Raw genomic sequence first — 17,242 nt, 5'->3', positions numbered from 1 at the left:
GGGAATCTTGACGCACGCGCGAATGGACCACATCGACGAAGATGCTTCACGTGGCATCGTACGCGCACCGGACCTGGCCCGGGTGACGATCCTCGCCAAACACACCCAGGTCGACATGGCCATTCCGGTCGATGTCCCGGTGGCGCTCGTGATTCCCAGCGTCGTGGACATGGTCGCCCAGCACAGCCGCAGCAACGACTTCGACAACGAGGGCGAACGTTTCGAGCCCGCCGAATGGGTGCTGGCCAGGATCGGCCATCCGCCCTTCTCCAACTCGCTGTCGCTGGGGGAACACGGCGTGCGCGACGGCGAGTTGCTCATGCTCGAAAGCGCCTCGCACACCGCGCCGACGCCGCTGTTCGACGACATCATGTACAACGTCGCGATCGCCGATGCCGACCACTTCCGCGGCTGGACGCCCCGCACCGCGCGGCTGACCGGCTCGATCCTGGCCGCGTTGACCATGCTCGTGGGCTGCCTCGGACTGCTGACCGCGCCGGAGGCGCTGCCCGTGTGGGTCAGCGGTTCGGTGGCGCTGGCGGTGGCGATCCTGCTGGTGGTAGCGGGCATGGTGCTGAGCAGGATGTACGGCGACACCGCCACCGCGCTCGTACTCGCCGGCTGCGCCCTGCCCGCCGCGTTCACAGCCGGAATGCTCTACGTACCGGATCATTACGGCTGGGCGCATCTGCTGCTCGCCTCCAGCCTGCTCGGCGCGACGTCGATCCTGGCGTGGCGGGTCACCGGCGTCGGGCTCGCGCTGTTCATCGGCGCCGCCGCTGTCGCGGTCTACGCCATACCGGCCTCGCTGGTCGGCCTGCTCACCGACCAGTCGGTGCGCGCCATCGGGGCGGTCGCCGCGGCGCTCGGCCTGCTCGGTCTGTCCCTCTCGCCCCGGGTCTCCATGCTGCTGGCGAAACTGCCGCTGCCGCCGGTCCCCTCCCCCGGCACCCCGATCGATCCGACCGAGGACGATCCGGACGACCACCGCGCCCTGCCCACCCTCGACGTGCTGCGCGCCAAGTCCGAGCACGCCAGGAAGTACCTGGCGGGCCTGGTGTCGGCGACGACGCTGGTGACCGTCGTGGGCGCGCTGGCCTCCGTCGATCCCCAGGCCGACGACCCGTACTGGCAGGGCGTCGCGCTCGCGCTGGTGTGCGCGGTGGTGCTGATGTTCCGCAGCCGTACCTACGCAGGCGCCGAACAGGCGGTCGTGCTGGTCGCCGGCGGCGCCGCGATCGTGCTGATCATGCTGATCGGCATGGCACTGACCATGGAACTGCCGCTGGCCGTGTTCGGCGTGGCGATGCTGATCCTGGTATCGGCGCTGATCCTGGGCACCATCATCCCGAACCAGTCGGCGACTCCGCCGATGCGCCGGGCCGTGGAACTGCTGGAATACGGGTTCGTGGCCGCGGTGCTGCCGCTGGTGTTCTGGGTGACCTCGCTCTACTCCATCGTCCGCGGGCTGTGAGCGGGCGGTGGCGCGTCGCCGCCGCTGCGGTGACGCTGGGGATGAGCGCGTCGTTCGGAGTCGGCGCGAACGGCGGTGTGGCGCTGGCGGATCGGCCGCCCGCGGTGGATCCCGGCCTGAAACCGGCGGGTGATCCGGCCGCGCCGCCGGAGAAGACCGAGCGTCCGTCGAATTCGCACTGCGCCGACATCCTGACCGGCGGCGAGGGTCCGACGATCCCGGACGCCCAGCGCGCTCTCGATCTCGAACGCGCCTGGCAGTTCTCCAAGGGCGCGGGTCAGCGCATCGCGGTCATCGATACCGGCGTGGCCCCTCATCCACGCCTGCCCGGCCTGGAAGCCGGCGGTGACTTCGTCGCGAATGTCGGTGACGGCACCGAGGACTGCGACGGTCACGGCACCCTCGTGGCGGGCATCATCGCCGCCGCGCAGGTCCCCGGCCAGGGATTCGCCGGGGTGGCGCCGGAGGCGCAGATCGTCACGATCCGCCAGACCAGCAAGATGTATCAGAAGGAAGGGCGCTCGGCGGAGAAGGCACCCGAAGATCTTCCCGACAGCTACGGCAATCTGCACACGATGGCCTCGGCGATCGTGCGCGCCGCCGACATGAACGTCTCGGTCATCAATATCTCCGAGGTCTGGTGCGGCACCGGCAGTCCCGACGCGGACAACAAGGTGGGCGCCGCGCTGCGCTACGCGGCGATCGAGAAGAACGTCGTCGTGGTGGTCGCCGCCGGCAACAAGGACGACTCCTGCAAGGGCGAGAACCAGGTCATCGACCCGCTCGACCCGACCGCGGACCCGTGGAGCAACATCACCTACAACATCAGCCCGGCCCGCTGGGACGACTACGTGCTCGCCGTCGGCTCGATCGACGCCAACGGCGCACCGTCGAGCTTCACCATCCCCGGGCCATGGGTGGGCGTGGCCGCGACGGGCGAGAACATGGTCTCCCTCGATCCGCGCGGCACCGGCACCGCGGTCGGCACCGTCGACCAGCGCGGTCAGCAGGGCTACATCAACGGCACCAGCTTCGCGACGCCGATCGTCGCCGGCGTCGCCGCGCTCGTGCGGGCGCGGTTCCCCGAGCTGAGCGCGCTCGAGGTCATCAAACGCATCCAGGCCACCGCCCACGCGCCGGCCGAGGGCTGGAATCCCTACATCGGTTACGGCGCAGTCGATCCCGTCGCCGCGCTGACCAACGCCGTGCCGGATACGTTGCCGCCCAAGGAACCCGCCCCGGCCAGGAGCCGGCAGCTCGCGGTGCCCGCGCCGCCGACGCCGCCGGACCACACCGCCCGCAATGTGGCACTGATCGGCACCGGAGTGATCGCGACCGCCTCGATCCTCGGCTACCTGGCCTCGTTCCCGATCCGCCGCCGCTTCGGCGTCGCCTCCGACGACATGTGAGCCGCTCCGGGGCCGGTGCGCGTACCCGACCCGGCCCCGGACAACGGCACAGCCGATGCCGCACGGCGAAACCGGTTCGGACTCGACCGGTCTGCGGCGTCACACGCTGAGACGACCGACACGCCGACTATCGGACGACCGGGCGCGATCGGATTCGCCTGCGCGGTCAGTTGGTGTTGCCGACGGTGTTCGCGGCGGGCGAGGCGTCCGGCGCGATGCCGTCGTGGGCGACCATCGCCTCTTCGCGGCCCAGCGTCGGGCCGTTGGCGAGCAGTCCCACGATCGGCCACGGCGCCGGTTCCGGTTTCACGCCGGACTCGATGTCCAGCCCGAGCGCCTTCTGGGCATCGGCGTTCTTGATGCCGAACCGCACTCCGGTGTCGGCGACATAGAACATCGAATCCTTGCGGGTGCTGTCCGGCTCGATACCGGTGGACTGCACGAACGCGCCGGTGCCCGGCGGAATGTAGGTGGAGTCGGCGTTCGGCCCGTCGCCGTCCGCCTGGGCCAGCGGCACCAGCTTCGCGTTGTCGGGGATCGGCAGCGCGAGACCGGTGACGACCGACAGTTCGGCCTGCTTGCCGCCCTCGTTGTGTTCGGCGGCGACCGGGTTCGGCGTCCAGGACATGCAGCTGACCGGCTCGTCCTTCAGCGCGACGATGCTCATCTGCCGCTGCGGGTAGGTGGCGACCGGCAGCGTGTCCACCAGATCCACCGCGACCCGGTCGGCCTGGTCGATGGTGGAGTCCGAGCCCGAGGAACGGTAGGTGTTGCGGATGATGTCGGCGGTCAGTGGGGACACTTCCTGCAGACCGTCGGTGAGCACGACGTAGTTCTTGTCCGGTTCGGTCGACACCTGCACCACGTCGCCGACGCGGTGGTTGCCGATCTGGTAGCTCACGCTCGCGCCGGGATCGTTGATCTTGGGCGGAACGATCGGCAGCACTTCGGGAATCGCGTTGAGCAGGCCCTCGCCGACCGGGCGCGGCGTCATCCCGGTGATGCCGAGTGCATCGGTGACCTTGCGATCGTTCATGTCGACGCGAGCGCGGGTGTTGTTGTAGACGAGGTAGTCCTTGTTCTGAGCGGTCACCAGCAGCGCGCGGCCGGAGTCCATCACCGAGGCCTTGTCGCCGAGTTCGAGATCGCCCGCGATCACCGAGGTCGTCAGGTCGTTGCTGCCGTCGATGGCGAGCACATCGCACACCGTCCAGGTGCGGCCGGAGCCCTTGGCGTCGTAGTGCAGCGCGGCGGGGGCGCCGGGAATGCCGATCAGCTGGCCGCGCGGCTTCTTGGTCAGCTCGGATTCCTTGATGATGGCGGCTTTTCCGCTCTCCCCCGAGGCCAGCCGGGCCGAGGCGATGTTCAGCGCCGGATGCACGACATCGTCGATGACGACATAGACGCCGCCGCTCTCCTTGCCGATGAGCAGGATGTTGTCGCCGATCTTGTCCTGCGGGCGGAACAGCGCGAGAATGCCGCAGCCGGCCAGCACCACGACGCCGAGCACCAGGCCTACGGCGTAGGCGCGCGATTGCGACCGCATCGGGTCGTGCAGCATCCGCACATCGCGGCGGACCAGCGCGTGTTCCATCCTGCGCACCAGGAATCGATAGCCGCTCACCTGCCAGCGCGTGGTGGGCTTTGAAGGCATGGTTCCTCCCCCGAACAGTGCTCACATCCGCGCAACACAGTACAGTTCCGGGGGACTGTTGTTGAGTTCGGCCGGGTGGATTCGGCCGGCACCGGTTACTTGGGGGACGTGATGGCCGAAGCCACCGGAGCGGGGCCGCGCCCGCTGTTCGGACGCATCTCGATGCCGAATCTGCTCACCGCACAGGTCATCGCTCTCCTCGCCGGAACCGCCTCGTTGCTCGCGGGTCTGCCTGCCCTCTATGCGCTGCTCGTGGCGCTGGCCGCGCTGGTGCTTCCACTGATCCCGATCGCCCAGCGCACCGTGCTGGACTGGTCGATCACGCTGTGGCGCTTCAAGACCCGCCGCGAGTACGAACTCGGCGACACGGTCGACTATCGCGGTCCCGACGACCGCTCGCTCGGTTTGTACTGGGACGGGACCCGGGTGGTCACGGTGGTCGAGGTACTGCCGCCGCGCGGCGGACTGACCCGCATCTCCAGCAGCACCGTGCTCGCCTCGCACCTGCTGCCGCTGCCGGAACTGGCGAAATGCCTGAACCAGCACGACATCCTGCTCAGCGGTATCGATATCGTCAGCCACGGCCATCGCAGCCGCGCGGGCACCCCGGCGGGCAAGATCTACGAGTCGCTGCTGGGCCCGCTGCCCGCCACCGCACACCGCTCCGTCTGGCTGGCCATCGGTTTCGACGCGGTCGCCGGAGCGGGCGCGGCGGCTCGCCGCGGCGGTGGCACCGAAGGCGCCTCCCGCGCGGTGACCATCGCGACCCAGCGCATCATGCGTGCGCTCGAGGACGCCGACTGCAACGCCCGCATCCTCACCGCGCCGGAGATCCGCAAGGCCGTCCTGCAGATCACCGCCGGATACGACCCGCGCGAACTCACCCACACCTGGCGCTACGCGGAGCTGGGCAACGCGATCAATATCGGCAGCGCCGTCGATCCCGAGCATCTCGGCTCGGATCTGCTGGCCCAGCTGTGGGTCGCGCCGTCACGCGGCACCACCATGACGGTGCGGCTGCGGCCGGGCAGTTCCGCGGAATCGGTGAACATCGGCGCCTCCTGGCGGCTGACCACCCGTGAGCTGCCCGAGGGCGGCAAGCTCGACGGCATGATCTCGATGAACGGCCGCCACCGCGAGGGGCTGCTGGCCAATCTGCCGCTGGCGGTGCCGGATGTCGACGATGTGGTGCCGATGACCGAGTATCCGATCGACGTCATCGGCGCGCTGCACCTGCCGTCCTCCGGCTGCGGTCAGCTGATCGGCTCGGACGAGAACAATCAGGGCGTCGCGGTGCGGATCATCGGTCAGGGCATCTCGACGGTCTATGTGGCCGGTGAGCTGTATCTGGCCCAGCAGCTGGTGTTCCGCGCGCTCGCGGTCGGCGAGCGCATCCTCATCCGTACCGATCGCCCGCAGGCCTGGGACCAGCTGGTGCAGACCATCGGCAATCCGGAGCGGCTGGCGATCGCGGTGGAGACCCACCAGTCCGACGCCGGGTTCACCGCCGCCGTGGTCGACGGTGTGCTCGCACCCGCGCCGCACGCGGGCGTCACCACCATCTATGTCACCGGCGACCCGATGGGCTGGCCGGCCACCAGGCCGGACCTGTCGATCCACCAGCCCGGCGCGATCGGCAACCGCGTGATCGTGCGCACCGGCACCACCCAGGTCGATCTGACACTGGTCTCGATCGCCAAAGAAGCCACCTATATCGGCAATCCGCGCGGCCGCCGCCCGATGGCAGCGGCGCACTGACATCACCCCGGTGACCGTGCCGCCCTGTCCGGGGCGCGGTCCGGGATCACTACCCGGGATAGGGCTCTGCGGCCCGGGCGTCTCGTAAAGCTCTTCCCCACCAGGACAATTGGCCCAGCATTCGCTCGGCGGCATCGATCGCGGCGGCGTCGCGGGTATGTCCGTCGGCGTCGAATTGCCGCTTGGCGCGGTGGAATCCGACGCTCTCGCGCAGCGACACCATGTGCAGTTCGGCGACCACCTGACGCAATTGCTCGACCGCGCGCAGCCCGCCGGACATCCCGCCGTAGGACACGAATCCGATGGGCTTGGCCCGCCATTCGTGCTTGGCCGAGTCGAACGCGGTCTTCAACGAGGCCGGATATCCGTGGTTGTACTCGGAGGTGATCGCGACGAACGCGTCCGCGGCGGCCAGCCTGGCGCGGAAGTCCAGGACTTCCGCGGTTTCGGTCAGGTCGGCGGGCAGCGCGGTGTCGAGCAGATCGATGACGCCGGTGTCGAATTCGGCGCGTGCGCGCACCGTCGCCAGGAACCAGTCCGCCACGACCGGAGCGAACCGCTCCGGTCGCACGCTGGCCACGATCACCTCGAGTCGCAACGGTGTCTGCACGGCTGCGAGCGTATCCGTCAGGGCAGCGCGAAGGGCAGCGCGACGCCCTCGTGCGGGCGGCAGTGTTCGCAGGTCTCGATGCTCTCCACAGCCGCGATCGCCTTGCGGACCATTTCCTTGAACGGCTCGATATTGCGCTTGAATTCGGCGAACACGTCGATCGCGTGCACACCGTCACCGCTTTCCAGGCCGGCGTCGAGATCGGTGACCAGCGCGATGGCGGAGTAGCACATCTCCAGTTCGCGGGCGAGCACCGCTTCCGGGTAACCGGTCATGTTCACCAGATCCCAGCCCTGCCCGGCGAACCAGCGGCTCTCCGCGCGGGTGGAGAAGCGCGGACCCTGCACGACGACCATGGTGCCGCCCGCCTGGACGGGCAGTTCCTCGACCTCCGCGCCGACAGCGGCGATGCGCAACTCCCGGCAGTAGGGGTCGGCGAAGGAGACGTGGACGCCGCCGCCGTCGAAGTAGGTCTGTACCCGTCCGGAGGTGCGGTCCACGAGCTGGTCGGGCACCGCGACCGTACCGGGGCCCCAGTCCGCGCGCAGGCTGCCGACGGCGCAGGGCGCGAAGACCCGCCGCACGCCCAGCGAGCGCAGCGCCCACATGTTCGCCAGGTACGGCAGCGTGTGCGGAGCGTATTCGTGCTTCTTGCCGTGGCGGGGCACGAAGGCGACCGGCCTGCCCGCCACGTCACCGACGGCGATGGGCGCGCTGGGCTTGCCGTAGGGGGTGTCGATATCGATCTCGTGCGTCTCGGCGTCGAAGAAGTCGTAGAACCCGGTGCCGCCGATGACGGCCAGGGCGGGACGGGGAAGCTCGCTCATGGCCGGTCATTCTTCCCGAGCCACCGCGGTGGCGCGCAACTCGCCCCGCCATCTCACCCCGCCGCCCGATCGCCCGGTCCTGTCGCGCATGCTTGTCCAGGACACAGGTGGGACGACTGGAGAGCAAGCGTGGAGGAGGTGCGGTGTCGCGCGCACGGTCCGGGGTGTGGCTGACCGTGGCGAGCGGGCTGGCGTTCGCGAGTTCGGGTCCGCTGGCCAAATCGGTGCTGGCGGCGCAGTGGTCGCCCGGTGCGATCCTCGCCGTCCGCCTGACCGGCGCCGCCGCGGTGGTGCTGCTGGTCGCGGCGCTCGCCGATTTCCGTGAACTGCGCGAGAGTCCACGGCATCTGCGCACCATCACCGCGTTCGGTGTCGTCGCGGTGGCGGGTGTGCAGGCCACCTTCTTTCTGTCCCTACAGTATCTGCAGGTGGGCGTCGCGCTGATGATCCAGTTCCTGGCGCCGGTCGTGGTCATCGTCTGGGACTGGGCCGTTCGGCGTCGCAGACCGGGTGCGCGCACGCTCGCCGGCGCGGCGACGGCGCTGGTCGGCGCGGCTCTCGTGATCGATGTCTGCCACAGCGAGGGACTGAGTGTGGCCGGGCTGGGCTGGGCCGCACTGTCGATGCTGTGCAACGCGGCGTTCTTCCTGCTGTCGGCGCGCACGTCCGACAGCCTGAGCCCGGTGACGCTCCTCGGCGCGGGGCTCGGCGTGGCGGCGCTGACCGCGTGGGCACTGGGCCTGGCGACGGTGCTGCCACTGCGGTTCGGTGCGAGTACGGCGGTGATGGCGGAGCGTCAGTTGCCGGTGTGGGTGGCGCTGACCCTGTTGATCGCGATCAGCACAGTGGTGGCTTATCTGTGCGGGGTGGCGGGTGCGGCGCGGATCGGATCGACGCTGATGTCCCTGGTGTTGTTGAGCGAGGTGTTGTTCGCGGTCGTGCTGGCCCGGATACTGCTGGGCGAGGCGATCGCGCCGGTGCAGATGGCAGGCGGCGTGCTGCTGGTGGGCGGCATCGCGCTGGCTCGCTCCGGCGCGGGCGAGCCGGTCGGCTCGCCGGCGCGGACGACGGCGAGTTCGCCCTCGGCTTGACAGACACTTCCCCTGTACCCTAGGGGGGTATGGACGGCCGACCGGCAGCCCAGAGCGAGGAGATAGTGGTGACCACCCCGGACGCGGCCGAGAACCGAGAAACCCCCGTACACGACCCCGCGGCACACGACCACGCCGCACACGACCACGCGGCGCACGGCTACATCACGAACAAGGACGACTACCTCAAGCGGCTGCGCCGCATCGAAGGTCAGTCCCGCGGCCTGCAGCGCATGGTCGAGGAGGAAAAGTACTGCATCGACATCCTCACCCAGGTCTCGGCGATGACCAAGGCGCTGCAGGCCGTGGCGATGGGGCTGCTCGAGGACCACATCAGTCATTGCGTGGTCGATGCCGCGCTGGCGGGCGGCCCCGAGGCGGAGGCGAAGATCAAGGAAGCGACCGACGCCATCGCCCGGTTCGTGCGGTGACGGCCCGATCCGATGACGGATCGGCCGTCCGCCATCAGTCCCGCAGCAGAGGGGCCAGTTCCCGCAGCGGCGTCAGGTAGTCCTCGCCCAGCGCTTGCAGCGCCACATGGTCGGCGCCCGCGTCCAGATGTGCCGTCAGCTGCTCGGCCACCCGCGCCGCGGTCCCGTGCACGGCGAGCGCGTCGATGAGCCGGTCGCTGCCCGCGCCCGCGACGTCGGACTCCTCGTAGCCGAGCCTGCGCAGGTTGTTCACATAGTTCGCCAGGCCCAGATACCGCTCGACCACCGGACGGCCCAGCGCGCGAGCTCGTTCCGGGTCGCCGTCGACCACCAGCTTCTGCTCCACGGCCAGCAACGACCTGGCGCCGAGCACCTCGCGCGCGCGGCGGGTGTGTTCCGGCGTGCCGAGATAGGGCAGTGCGCCCAGCGAGCGGTCCCGAGCCAGTTCCAGCACCCGCGGTCCGAGCGCCGCGACGGCTCGCCGCGACCGGGGCACGCCGGCGGCATCGAGAGCGTCGAGGTATTCGACGAGCGCGTCGTAGGGCTTACGGTAGGCGCTGACGGCTTCGGGGTGACCCACGCCGATGCCGAGCAGGAAGCGACCGGGATAGCGGTCCTCGATGCGATGGAACGACTCGGCGAGTTCCCGCACCGGCGCGGTCCAGATATTGACGATGCTGGTTCCCACGGTGAGCGTGCCGGTCGCCGCGAGCAGCGGCTCCACCGTCTCGAGTGCCGCAGGCGGCGACCCACCGAGCCAGAGCGTGCCGTAGCCGAGCTCCTCCAGCTCGGCGGCCTGCTCCGGCTCGAACCCCTTGTACCCCCGCCACACACCGAAACGTCCGAGTCCGTATTCCGTCATGCCGGAACCAACCTCCGCCTAGTCATATGCATTCCGGATCACGGCATTCCCCGTGGAGAACCCTTCGAACCCTTTCGTCCCCACGGCAACTCCGGCGGCCCACATCTTCCTCGGAGCAACAATGCTGGCACTCTCAACTAGAGAGTGCTAATATCGGCGGTGCACAGCTTCCGGCGCTCATCGAGGAAGTGGGCGTCGCAGTGATCGAGTGGGAGGTGATTGCTGTGCTGCGATTCGATCCATTCCATGACATCGACACCGTCGCACGCCAGCTGCTCGGCGAGGGCGCCGGAACCGCACGCGCGCCCCGTTTCATGCCGATGGATCTGTTCAAGGCGGGCGACCATTACGTCCTCAACGCCGACCTTCCCGGCGTCGATCCGGGCTCGGTCGACGTGAGCGTGGACAACGGCACCCTGACGCTGCGCGCCCAGCGCAGCCTTCCCAGCGACGAAGGCGTCCAGTGGATCGCCTCGGAACGCTTCGCGGGCACCTACATGCGTCAGCTGTCGCTCGGCGACAACGTCGACACCGACAAGATCAGCGCCACCTACAACAACGGTGTGCTGTCGGTGACCATCCCCGTCGCCGAACGGGCCAAGCCGCGCCGCATCGAGATCACCGGCGGCTCCGAGCCGAAGACCATCGAGGCCGGTACCGGCGACTGACCCGTCCCACGCCTTGCCCGCATCGGATCCACGACCACGACGCGCGTCGCCGAAATCGGCGGCGCGCGTCGGTCGTTCGGCGGACGGCGAGATCAGTCCCCGCAGCAGCCTTCCGGCGCGGGCACGGTCCGCATCTCCCTGGTCTGCGCATTGCGGGCGGCCAGATCCTGGTCCGCCGGATAGTCCACGGCGACGAGGCTGAGACCGTGCGCGGGCGCGACGGTGACCGCGCTCGAGCGCTGCGACTCGCGCAGCAGTCCGCCGGCCCAATCCGGGGTGCGCCTGCCCTCCCCCACCGCGAGCACCGCGCCGACCAGGCTGCGCACCATCGACCAGCAGAAGGCGTCCGCGCTGACGTGCGCGACCAGCAGATCACCCTGTCGTTCCCAGTCGTAGCGCTGGAGCTCACGCACCGTCGTGGCGCCCTCGCGCCTGCGGCAGAACGCCGCGAAATCGTGCAGCCCCAACAGCTTTCGCGACGCCGCGCGCATCGCCTCGAGATCCACTCCCGGCTTGCACGGGACCACACTGCGGGCCGCGAGCGGCTCTGCCCCGTAGGGCGCGGTGGTCAGACGATAGACGTAGTGCCGCCGGATCGCCGAGAACCGGGCATCGAACTCGGGCGGCGCCACCCTGGCGTCGGTGACCCGCACATCTTTCGGCAGGAACCTGGCCAGCCGGTGCACCAGCTTCGGCCCGTCGAATTCGGCCGCGGTGTCGAAATGCGCGACCTGTCCCTCCGCGTGCACGCCCGCATCCGTCCGGCCCGCGACGGTCAGCTGGATCGGCTCACGGAACACCTTGGACAGCGACTCCTCCAGCACGCCCTGCACGGTGCGCAGCCCGGGCTGCCTGGCCCAGCCGGTGAAATCGGTGCCGTCGTAGGAGATGTCGAGCCGCACGCGAATGAGCCCGCCACCCCGGAGGGCGGCGGGCTCATCCATGGAATCCCGAGTCAGCTCAGGCTTCCTTCTTGTCCTCGGCGGACTCTTCGGCCGGAGCCTCGTCAGCCTTGGCCTCGGCAGCCGGGGCCTCGGTGGTCTCGGCGGTCTCCTCGGCGGGAGCCTCTTCGGCCTTCTTGGAGGCGGCCACGCGGCGGGCGCGATCGGCTTCGTTGGTCACGGTCTTCTCCCGGACCAGCTCGATGATCGCCATCGGCGCATTGTCACCCTTGCGGGGCAGCGTCTTGGTGATGCGGGTGTAGCCACCCTCACGACCCTCGAACGACGGCCCGATCTCGGCGAAGAGCGCGTGCACGACGTCCTTGTTGCGGATCACCTTCAGCACCTCACGACGATCGGCGAGCGTGCCGCCCTTCGCCTTGGTGATGAGCTTCTCGGCGTAGGGACGCACGGCCTTGGCCTTGGATTCGGTCGTGGTGATCCGGCCGTGCTCGAAGAGCGCCGTCGCCAGATTGGCGAAGATCGCCTTCTGGTGCGACGCCGACCCGCCGAAGCGGGCACCCTTCTTGGGCTTAGGCATTGTTGTTCTCCTTGTTGGATTGCGGCGATCGCGGGGCCCTGCGCGGTGACGCTTCGCTACCGCCTACGGGCCCGTCGCTCACGCCGCGGGTCAAGGCAGACCTGGGTGCCTACCCCGGCCGCCTAGAGCTGTTCGGTCTCGGCGTAGTCCTGCTCGCCGCCGTCGTTGTCGCTGAAAGTGCCGCTGTCGCTCCACGTTCCGGTGCTCGCGTCGTAACCCACCACGGAGGACGGGTCGAACGACGCCGGGCTGTCCTTGAGCGAGAGGCCCAGCGCGTGCAGCTTGACCTTCACCTCGTCGATGGACTTCTGGCCGAAGTTGCGGATGTCCAGCAGGTCCGACTCGGTGCGGGCCACCAGCTCGCCCACCGTGTGCACACCCTCGCGCTTGAGGCAGTTGTAGGACCGGACGGTGAGGTCCAGGTCCTCGATCGGCAGACCGAACGAGGCGATGTGATCCGCCTCGGCCGGCGAGGGGCCGATCTCGATGCCTTCGGCTTCGACGTTCAGTTCACGGGCCAGGCCGAACAGTTCGACCAGGGTCTTGCCCGCCGAGGCGAGCGCGTCCCGCGCGCTGATGGAGTTCTTGGTCTCCACGTCCAGGATGAGCCGGTCGAAGTCGGTGCGCTGCTCGACACGGGTCGCCTCGACCTTGTAGGTCACCTTGAGCACCGGCGAGTAGATCGAGTCCACCGGGATCCGGCCGATCTCCGCGCCGGACGCCTTGTTCTGCACGGCGGGCACGTAGCCGCGGCCCCGCTCGACGACGAGCTCGATCTCGAGCTTGCCCTTGTCGTTCAGGGTGGCGATGTGCATGTCCGGGTTGTGCACGACGACACCGGCAGGCGGCACGATGTCACCGGCGGTGACGGTGCCCGGACCCTGCTTGCGCACGTACATGGTGACCGGCTCGTCCTCCTCCGAGGACACGACCAGGCCCTTGAGGTTCAGGATGATGTCGGTGACATCCTCCTTCACGCCGGGGACGGTGGTGAACTCGTGCAGAACGCCGTCGATGCGGATGCTCGTGACCGCGGCCCCCGGAATCGAGGACAGCAGGGTGCGCCGCAGCGAGTTGCCGAGGGTGTAGCCGAAGCCCGGCTCGAGGGGCTCGATGGTGAACTTCGACCGGTTCTCGGCGACGACCTCTTCGGTCAGCGTCGGTCGCTGGGAAATCAGCATGAGGATCTTCCTCCTTCTAGGGCGCCCGCTATTTGACGCCACGTTTCAGGGGTTGCGTGTGGCCGCTCGTCGTCGAACGGCCACACACCAGCGGCACAGCGCGCTGAATTACTTCGAGTAGTACTCGACGATCAGCTGTTCCTGCAGCGGCACATCGATCTGCGCGCGCTCGGGCTCCTGGTGGACCAGGATCCGCAGACGACCGGGGATCACCTGCAGCCAGCCGGGAACCGGCCGGTCGCCGATGGTCTCGCGAGCCACCTGGAAGGGCAGGGTCGGCAGCGACTTCTCCTTGACATCGATGATGTCGTACTGGGAGACGCGGTAGCTGGGCACGTCGACCTTCACGCCGTTGACCAGGAAGTGGCCGTGGCTGACGAGCTGACGAGCCTGGCGGCGGGTGCGAGCCAGACCGGCGCGGTACACCACGTTGTCGAGGCGGGTCTCCAGCAGGCGGAGCAGGTTGTCACCCGTCTTGCCCTTCTGGCGGTTGGCCTCTTCGTAGTAGCGACGGAACTGCTTCTCCATCACGCCGTAGGAGAAGCGGGCCTTCTGCTTCTCCTGCAGCTGGAGCAGGTACTCGCTCTCCTTGATCCGCGCGCGGCCGTGCTGGCCCGGCGGGTAGGGGCGACGTTCGAACGCCTGGTCACCACCGACCAGGTCGACGCGCAGACGACGCGACTTGCGGGTGATAGGGCCTGTGTAACGAGCCATTGTTCGCTATTCCTTTCCCGCTAGACGCGACGCCGCTTGGGCGGACGGCAGCCGTTGTGCGGCTGCGGGGTGACATCGGAGATCGTGCCCACTTCCAGGCCCGCGGCCTGCAGCGAACGGATCGCGGTCTCGCGGCCCGAACCCGGGCCCTTGACGAACACGTCGACCTTCTTGACGCCGTGCTCCTGCGCCTTGCGGGCCGCGTTCTCGGCGGCCAGCTGAGCGGCGAAGGGGGTCGACTTGCGCGAACCCTTGAAGCCGACGTGACCCGAGGACGCCCAGGAGATGACGTTGCCGTTGGGGTCGGTGATCGACACGATCGTGTTGTTGAACGTGCTCTTGATGTGCGCGTTGCCGTGCGGGACGTTCTTCTTGTCCCTGCGACGCGCCTTCTGGGTCTTCTTCGGGCCGGTGGCCCGACTCTTCGGAGGCATCGGTTATCCCTACTTCTTCTTGCCGGCGACGGTCTTCTTCGGACCCTTGCGCGTACGCGCGTTGGTCTTGGTGCGCTGGCCGCGCACCGGCAGACCGCGACGGTGCCGCAGACCCTGGTAGCAGCCGATCTCGATCTTGCGACGGATGTCGGCCTGCACCTCACGGCGCAGATCGCCTTCGACCTTGAACTCCGAGGCCTCGATGTAGTCGCGGAGCTTGGTCAGGTCGTCGTCGCTCAGATCCTTCGAGCGCAGGTCCGGGCTGACGCCGGTGGCCTCGAGGATCTCCTTGGAGCGGGTACGGCCGATGCCGAAAATGTAGGTCAGTGCGATCTCCATGCGCTTTTCGCGCGGGAGATCGACGCCCATCAGACGTGCCATGGTGGCAGTTCCTTATCGTTGTCGGAGGTCTGCTCCCTGTCCGTCCCCGCGTCTGTTGATTCGGGGCATCGGCCTCCGGACCGATGGTTGGCGTGCACGCCCCGGGTTGTCCTCCGCAGGGGAAGAGCCCGAATTTCCACAGCGTGCAGCTGGAGCTGGGAGTTCTTCTTTGTTGGCCAAGCCGATCAGGCGATCGGTGCCCGGCGGTGGTTCGCGATCAGCCCTGGCGCTGCTTGTGGCGCAGGTTGTCGCAGATCACCATGACCCGCCCGTTACGGCGGATCACCTTGCACTTTTCGCAGATCTTCTTGACGCTCGGCTGAACCTTCACGTCTGTCCAATCTGTTGCGGGTTCACAGGGGTGTGAACACAGTTTTTCCCCAGTCGACGACTGGGGAAGTCTCTTTATGGGATTCCGGGCGCAGCGCATCGCTGCGCCGCCGGCCCGGACTCACCGTGCCGCGCCCCGGTGCGATCCGGGACCCGACCTCACTTGTAGCGGTAAACGATGCGGCCGCGGGACAGGTCGTAGGGCGAGAGCTCGACGACCACGCGGTCTTCGGGGAGGATGCGAATGTAGTGCTGCCGCATCTTCCCGCTGATGTGCGCGAGAACCTTGTGTCCGTTCTCGAGCTCGATCCGGAACATCGCATTGGGCAGCGGTTCGACAACCCGACCCTCGACCTCGATGGCCCCGTCTTTCTTCGCCATGTCCTCCGCGCTCCCGGCCCGGAGGCGGCCGGAGCCGCTCGAACCTGGTTTGTTTGCCTGGGTTGTTGTCCGCGTGCTTGCCGTTCGCAGGGTTCTGCTTGGATGTACTCGTCGGGGATCACCCGGCGGGACACCGAACAGGTGGCACGCAGAACAATCGGCGCATGGGTGCACCGCCGCTCAAGCTTACCGACCGCTGGACGATCAGGCAAAAGCCCCCTCGGGTAGACGGGGCGACCGCGCTCCCTGTGACACCCGGGGCCGGTGGGGTCCCGTAAACTGAACCGGTCCGGACATCGGTCGAGAAGTTCTACCAGGGGGACGTCGTGAGGCAGCGCAGGGAGCGCTCGTGAGTCGCATCGACGACGGCCTGCCCATGCTGCCGCCGTGGCTGTCGGAAAGCGATGCCGGCGACAGCTACGACGCCCCGCCGGTCCAGAACCTTCCGCACGACGAACTCATCGACGACGAGCCCGCCCCGAGGCGCAGGCGCGGCCGTTCCTCGGGCGACCAGGATTCCGGCCGCAAGGACAAGAAGCGCCGTTTCTTCGGCGGCCGCGACAAGGACGAGCGTTCCGCCGCCCCTGCCGCCGAGCCCGCCCTTTCTCCCGACGCCGACGACCCCGCGCTCCGCGATTCCCGGTCCACGCCGCCCACCGCGGCCGAACAACCTCCGCATGCTCCCGCGCCGTGGGGGATGCGCCCGGATGCCTCCGCTCCCGGAACTTCGCCTGCGCCCCCGGCACCGGCACCGGCGGACCAGCGCGCTCCGTGGGACGCGGCGCCGGAGAACCGGCTGCCTGCACGCGCGCCGGAACAGGACACCGGTTCCCGCCTGCCCACCCGGCAGCCCACCACGCCGTCGGCCGGATTCCGCCCGCTGGGCTCCGCCGCGGATGCCCCGCCCCCGACGTCCCCGCCTTTCCCACCGGCCGCCCCGGCTTTGCCGCCCGCGGGCACCGTTGTGCCGTCGAGCCCACCCGGTGCCCCACCGGCCGCGCCCGGATCCGCGCCTGCCTCCGCCGCCCAACCGCCGCTGCCCGATCCCCCCGCCGGCACACCGCCCGCGCTCCCGCCGCACCGGTCCGGTGAACTGCCGATCCCACCGCGGGCCCAGCGGTCACCGCTGGCCGACCCCGCCATCGGCACGCCCACACCTCCCGCGCGGGATACCGGCGACCTGCGCCCGGCCCCGCCGACGCCACAGCCGCCGCTGCCGAACCCGTCGATCGGCACGCCCACACCCACCCCGACGTCGCCCGCACGCGCATCCGGCGACCTGCCCGCACCGCCACAGACTCACGGGCAGGCATTCCCCAACCCCTCGATCGGGACACCCACGCCGACACCCCGCTCCGGCGAGACCCCCGGCACTCCGCAACCCCCGCGCCCGACCGGCCCGAACCCCGCCATCGGCACCCCGACGTCGACGACCGGACCCGGCGGGACCTCCGCTCCGCCCGAAACACTGCGCCCGACCGGCCCGAATCCCGCCATCGGCACACCCACGCCGACGCCAGGACCCGGTGCGATCCCGACCTCACCGGAAGCGTTG

18 protein-coding genes and 1 pseudogene are annotated in these 17,242 nt (G+C 69.1%); 7 read left to right on the top strand and 12 right to left on the bottom strand.

All coding sequences use genetic code 11. The features are described 5' to 3' along the window. Window positions 1-22: 22 nt before the first annotated feature. A complete protein-coding gene (eccD, locus tag ON26_RS03960; protein ID WP_245545710.1) occupies window positions 23-1,474 on the top strand; it encodes a type VII secretion integral membrane protein EccD in 1,452 nt (483 codons plus the stop codon). A gap of 41 nt (window positions 1,475-1,515) precedes the next feature. Beyond that, window positions 1,516-2,883 carry a type VII secretion-associated serine protease mycosin gene (gene mycP / locus ON26_RS03955; protein ID WP_040794608.1) on the top strand — a complete coding sequence of 456 codons (1,368 nt, stop codon included), beginning with the start codon at window positions 1,516-1,518 and terminating at the stop codon, window positions 2,881-2,883. 166 nt (window positions 2,884-3,049) lie between these two features. Here the strand turns inward: mycP and eccB are convergent, their stop codons facing one another. Further along, entirely contained in the window at window positions 3,050-4,537 is a 1,488-nt protein-coding gene (eccB, locus tag ON26_RS03950; protein WP_040794586.1) for a type VII secretion protein EccB, read from the bottom strand. 111 nt (window positions 4,538-4,648) lie between these two features. Between eccB and eccE the strand changes: the two genes are divergently transcribed. Then, window positions 4,649-6,295: a type VII secretion protein EccE gene (gene eccE, locus ON26_RS03945; RefSeq protein ID WP_051026647.1), complete on the top strand. Its 1,647-nt coding sequence runs from the start codon at window positions 4,649-4,651 to the stop codon at window positions 6,293-6,295. 49 nt (window positions 6,296-6,344) lie between these two features. On the opposite strand, the gene ON26_RS03940 is transcribed toward eccE, so the two are convergent. Further along, a complete protein-coding gene (locus ON26_RS03940) occupies window positions 6,345-6,905 on the bottom strand; it encodes an NADPH-dependent FMN reductase (RefSeq protein WP_040794585.1) in 561 nt (186 codons plus the stop codon). Between the two features lie 17 nt (window positions 6,906-6,922). Continuing rightward, window positions 6,923-7,732 carry an S-methyl-5'-thioadenosine phosphorylase gene (locus ON26_RS03935; RefSeq protein WP_040794584.1) on the bottom strand — a complete coding sequence of 270 codons (810 nt, stop codon included), beginning with the start codon at window positions 7,730-7,732 and terminating at the stop codon, window positions 6,923-6,925. A gap of 143 nt (window positions 7,733-7,875) precedes the next feature. Here ON26_RS03935 and ON26_RS03930 point away from each other — a divergent pair, with 143 nt between their 5' ends. Next, the gene (locus ON26_RS03930; protein WP_157171778.1) at window positions 7,876-8,823 is read left to right on the top strand and encodes an EamA family transporter; all 948 of its coding nucleotides are present in this window, start codon (window positions 7,876-7,878) and stop codon (window positions 8,821-8,823) included. Between the two features lie 68 nt (window positions 8,824-8,891). Beyond that, window positions 8,892-9,254, top strand: coding sequence for a metal-sensitive transcriptional regulator (locus tag ON26_RS03925; protein ID WP_040794605.1), 363 nt, complete (start codon window positions 8,892-8,894; stop codon window positions 9,252-9,254). Between the two features lie 34 nt (window positions 9,255-9,288). Here ON26_RS03925 and ON26_RS03920 read toward each other — a convergent pair whose 3' ends face one another. Beyond that, window positions 9,289-10,116: an LLM class F420-dependent oxidoreductase gene (locus ON26_RS03920; RefSeq protein ID WP_040794583.1), complete on the bottom strand. Its 828-nt coding sequence runs from the start codon at window positions 10,114-10,116 to the stop codon at window positions 9,289-9,291. A gap of 224 nt (window positions 10,117-10,340) precedes the next feature. Here ON26_RS03920 and ON26_RS03915 point away from each other — a divergent pair, with 224 nt between their 5' ends. Then, window positions 10,341-10,784 carry an Hsp20/alpha crystallin family protein gene (locus tag ON26_RS03915; protein WP_040794604.1) on the top strand — a complete coding sequence of 148 codons (444 nt, stop codon included), beginning with the start codon at window positions 10,341-10,343 and terminating at the stop codon, window positions 10,782-10,784. A 92-nt stretch (window positions 10,785-10,876) separates the two neighbouring features. Here the strand turns inward: ON26_RS03915 and truA are convergent, their stop codons facing one another. From truA to infA, 8 genes are all read right to left on the bottom strand, one after another. Next, entirely contained in the window at window positions 10,877-11,728 is an 852-nt protein-coding gene (gene truA / locus ON26_RS03910) for a tRNA pseudouridine(38-40) synthase TruA (RefSeq protein ID WP_040794582.1), read from the bottom strand. 16 nt (window positions 11,729-11,744) lie between these two features. Then, complete coding sequence (gene rplQ, locus ON26_RS03905) at window positions 11,745-12,266, bottom strand: 50S ribosomal protein L17 (RefSeq protein WP_040794581.1); 522 nt, start codon at window positions 12,264-12,266, stop codon at window positions 11,745-11,747. A 122-nt stretch (window positions 12,267-12,388) separates the two neighbouring features. Beyond that, entirely contained in the window at window positions 12,389-13,447 is a 1,059-nt protein-coding gene (locus ON26_RS03900; RefSeq protein ID WP_040794580.1) for a DNA-directed RNA polymerase subunit alpha, read from the bottom strand. A gap of 108 nt (window positions 13,448-13,555) precedes the next feature. After that, window positions 13,556-14,161, bottom strand: a complete 606-nt coding sequence (rpsD, locus tag ON26_RS03895; protein WP_040794579.1) for a 30S ribosomal protein S4 — start codon at window positions 14,159-14,161, stop codon at window positions 13,556-13,558. Between the two features lie 20 nt (window positions 14,162-14,181). Further along, the gene (rpsK, locus tag ON26_RS03890) at window positions 14,182-14,595 is read right to left on the bottom strand and encodes a 30S ribosomal protein S11 (RefSeq protein WP_040794578.1); all 414 of its coding nucleotides are present in this window, start codon (window positions 14,593-14,595) and stop codon (window positions 14,182-14,184) included. A 9-nt stretch (window positions 14,596-14,604) separates the two neighbouring features. Continuing rightward, on the bottom strand, window positions 14,605-14,976 hold the full coding sequence (gene rpsM / locus ON26_RS03885) for a 30S ribosomal protein S13 (protein WP_040794577.1): 372 nt from the start codon (window positions 14,974-14,976) through the stop codon (window positions 14,605-14,607). A 217-nt stretch (window positions 14,977-15,193) separates the two neighbouring features. After that, complete coding sequence (gene rpmJ, locus ON26_RS32050; protein ID WP_025347279.1) at window positions 15,194-15,307, bottom strand: 50S ribosomal protein L36; 114 nt, start codon at window positions 15,305-15,307, stop codon at window positions 15,194-15,196. A 158-nt stretch (window positions 15,308-15,465) separates the two neighbouring features. Continuing rightward, entirely contained in the window at window positions 15,466-15,687 is a 222-nt protein-coding gene (infA, locus tag ON26_RS03880; protein ID WP_003418601.1) for a translation initiation factor IF-1, read from the bottom strand. Between the two features lie 349 nt (window positions 15,688-16,036). On the opposite strand from infA, the pseudogene ON26_RS03875 reads away from it, so the two are divergent. After that, window positions 16,037-17,242: pseudogene (locus tag ON26_RS03875) on the top strand (hypothetical protein); the annotation flags it as partial.

The sequence above is a fragment of the Nocardia higoensis NBRC 100133 genome, from assembly GCF_000308595.1.
Classification (GTDB): Bacteria; Actinomycetota; Actinomycetes; order Mycobacteriales; family Mycobacteriaceae; genus Nocardia; species Nocardia higoensis.
The sequence above is the reverse complement of the archived record's forward strand: the minus strand, read 5'-3'. Positions and strand labels throughout refer to the sequence as shown.

Bases quoted from the DNA above. Each gene is read 5' to 3' on its own strand.
- eccD (WP_245545710.1), top strand. From the start codon at position 23: ATGGACCACATCGACGAAGATGCTTCACGTGGCATCGTACGCGCACCG.
- ON26_RS03900 (WP_040794580.1), bottom strand. From the start codon at position 13,447: ATGCTGATTTCCCAGCGACCGACGCTGACCGAAGAGGTCGTCGCCGAG.
- ON26_RS03920 (WP_040794583.1), bottom strand. From the start codon at position 10,116: ATGACGGAATACGGACTCGGACGTTTCGGTGTGTGGCGGGGGTACAAG.
- rpsK (WP_040794578.1), bottom strand. From the start codon at position 14,595: ATGCCTCCGAAGAGTCGGGCCACCGGCCCGAAGAAGACCCAGAAGGCG.
- truA (WP_040794582.1), bottom strand. From the start codon at position 11,728: ATGGATGAGCCCGCCGCCCTCCGGGGTGGCGGGCTCATTCGCGTGCGG.
- rplQ (WP_040794581.1), bottom strand. From the start codon at position 12,266: ATGCCTAAGCCCAAGAAGGGTGCCCGCTTCGGCGGGTCGGCGTCGCAC.
- mycP (WP_040794608.1), top strand. From the start codon at position 1,516: ATGAGCGCGTCGTTCGGAGTCGGCGCGAACGGCGGTGTGGCGCTGGCG.
- rpsM (WP_040794577.1), bottom strand. From the start codon at position 14,976: ATGGCACGTCTGATGGGCGTCGATCTCCCGCGCGAAAAGCGCATGGAG.
- eccE (WP_051026647.1), top strand. From the start codon at position 4,649: ATGGCCGAAGCCACCGGAGCGGGGCCGCGCCCGCTGTTCGGACGCATC.
- eccB (WP_040794586.1), bottom strand. From the start codon at position 4,537: ATGCCTTCAAAGCCCACCACGCGCTGGCAGGTGAGCGGCTATCGATTC.
- ON26_RS03935 (WP_040794584.1), bottom strand. From the start codon at position 7,732: ATGAGCGAGCTTCCCCGTCCCGCCCTGGCCGTCATCGGCGGCACCGGG.
- rpsD (WP_040794579.1), bottom strand. From the start codon at position 14,161: ATGGCTCGTTACACAGGCCCTATCACCCGCAAGTCGCGTCGTCTGCGC.
- infA (WP_003418601.1), bottom strand. From the start codon at position 15,687: ATGGCGAAGAAAGACGGGGCCATCGAGGTCGAGGGTCGGGTTGTCGAA.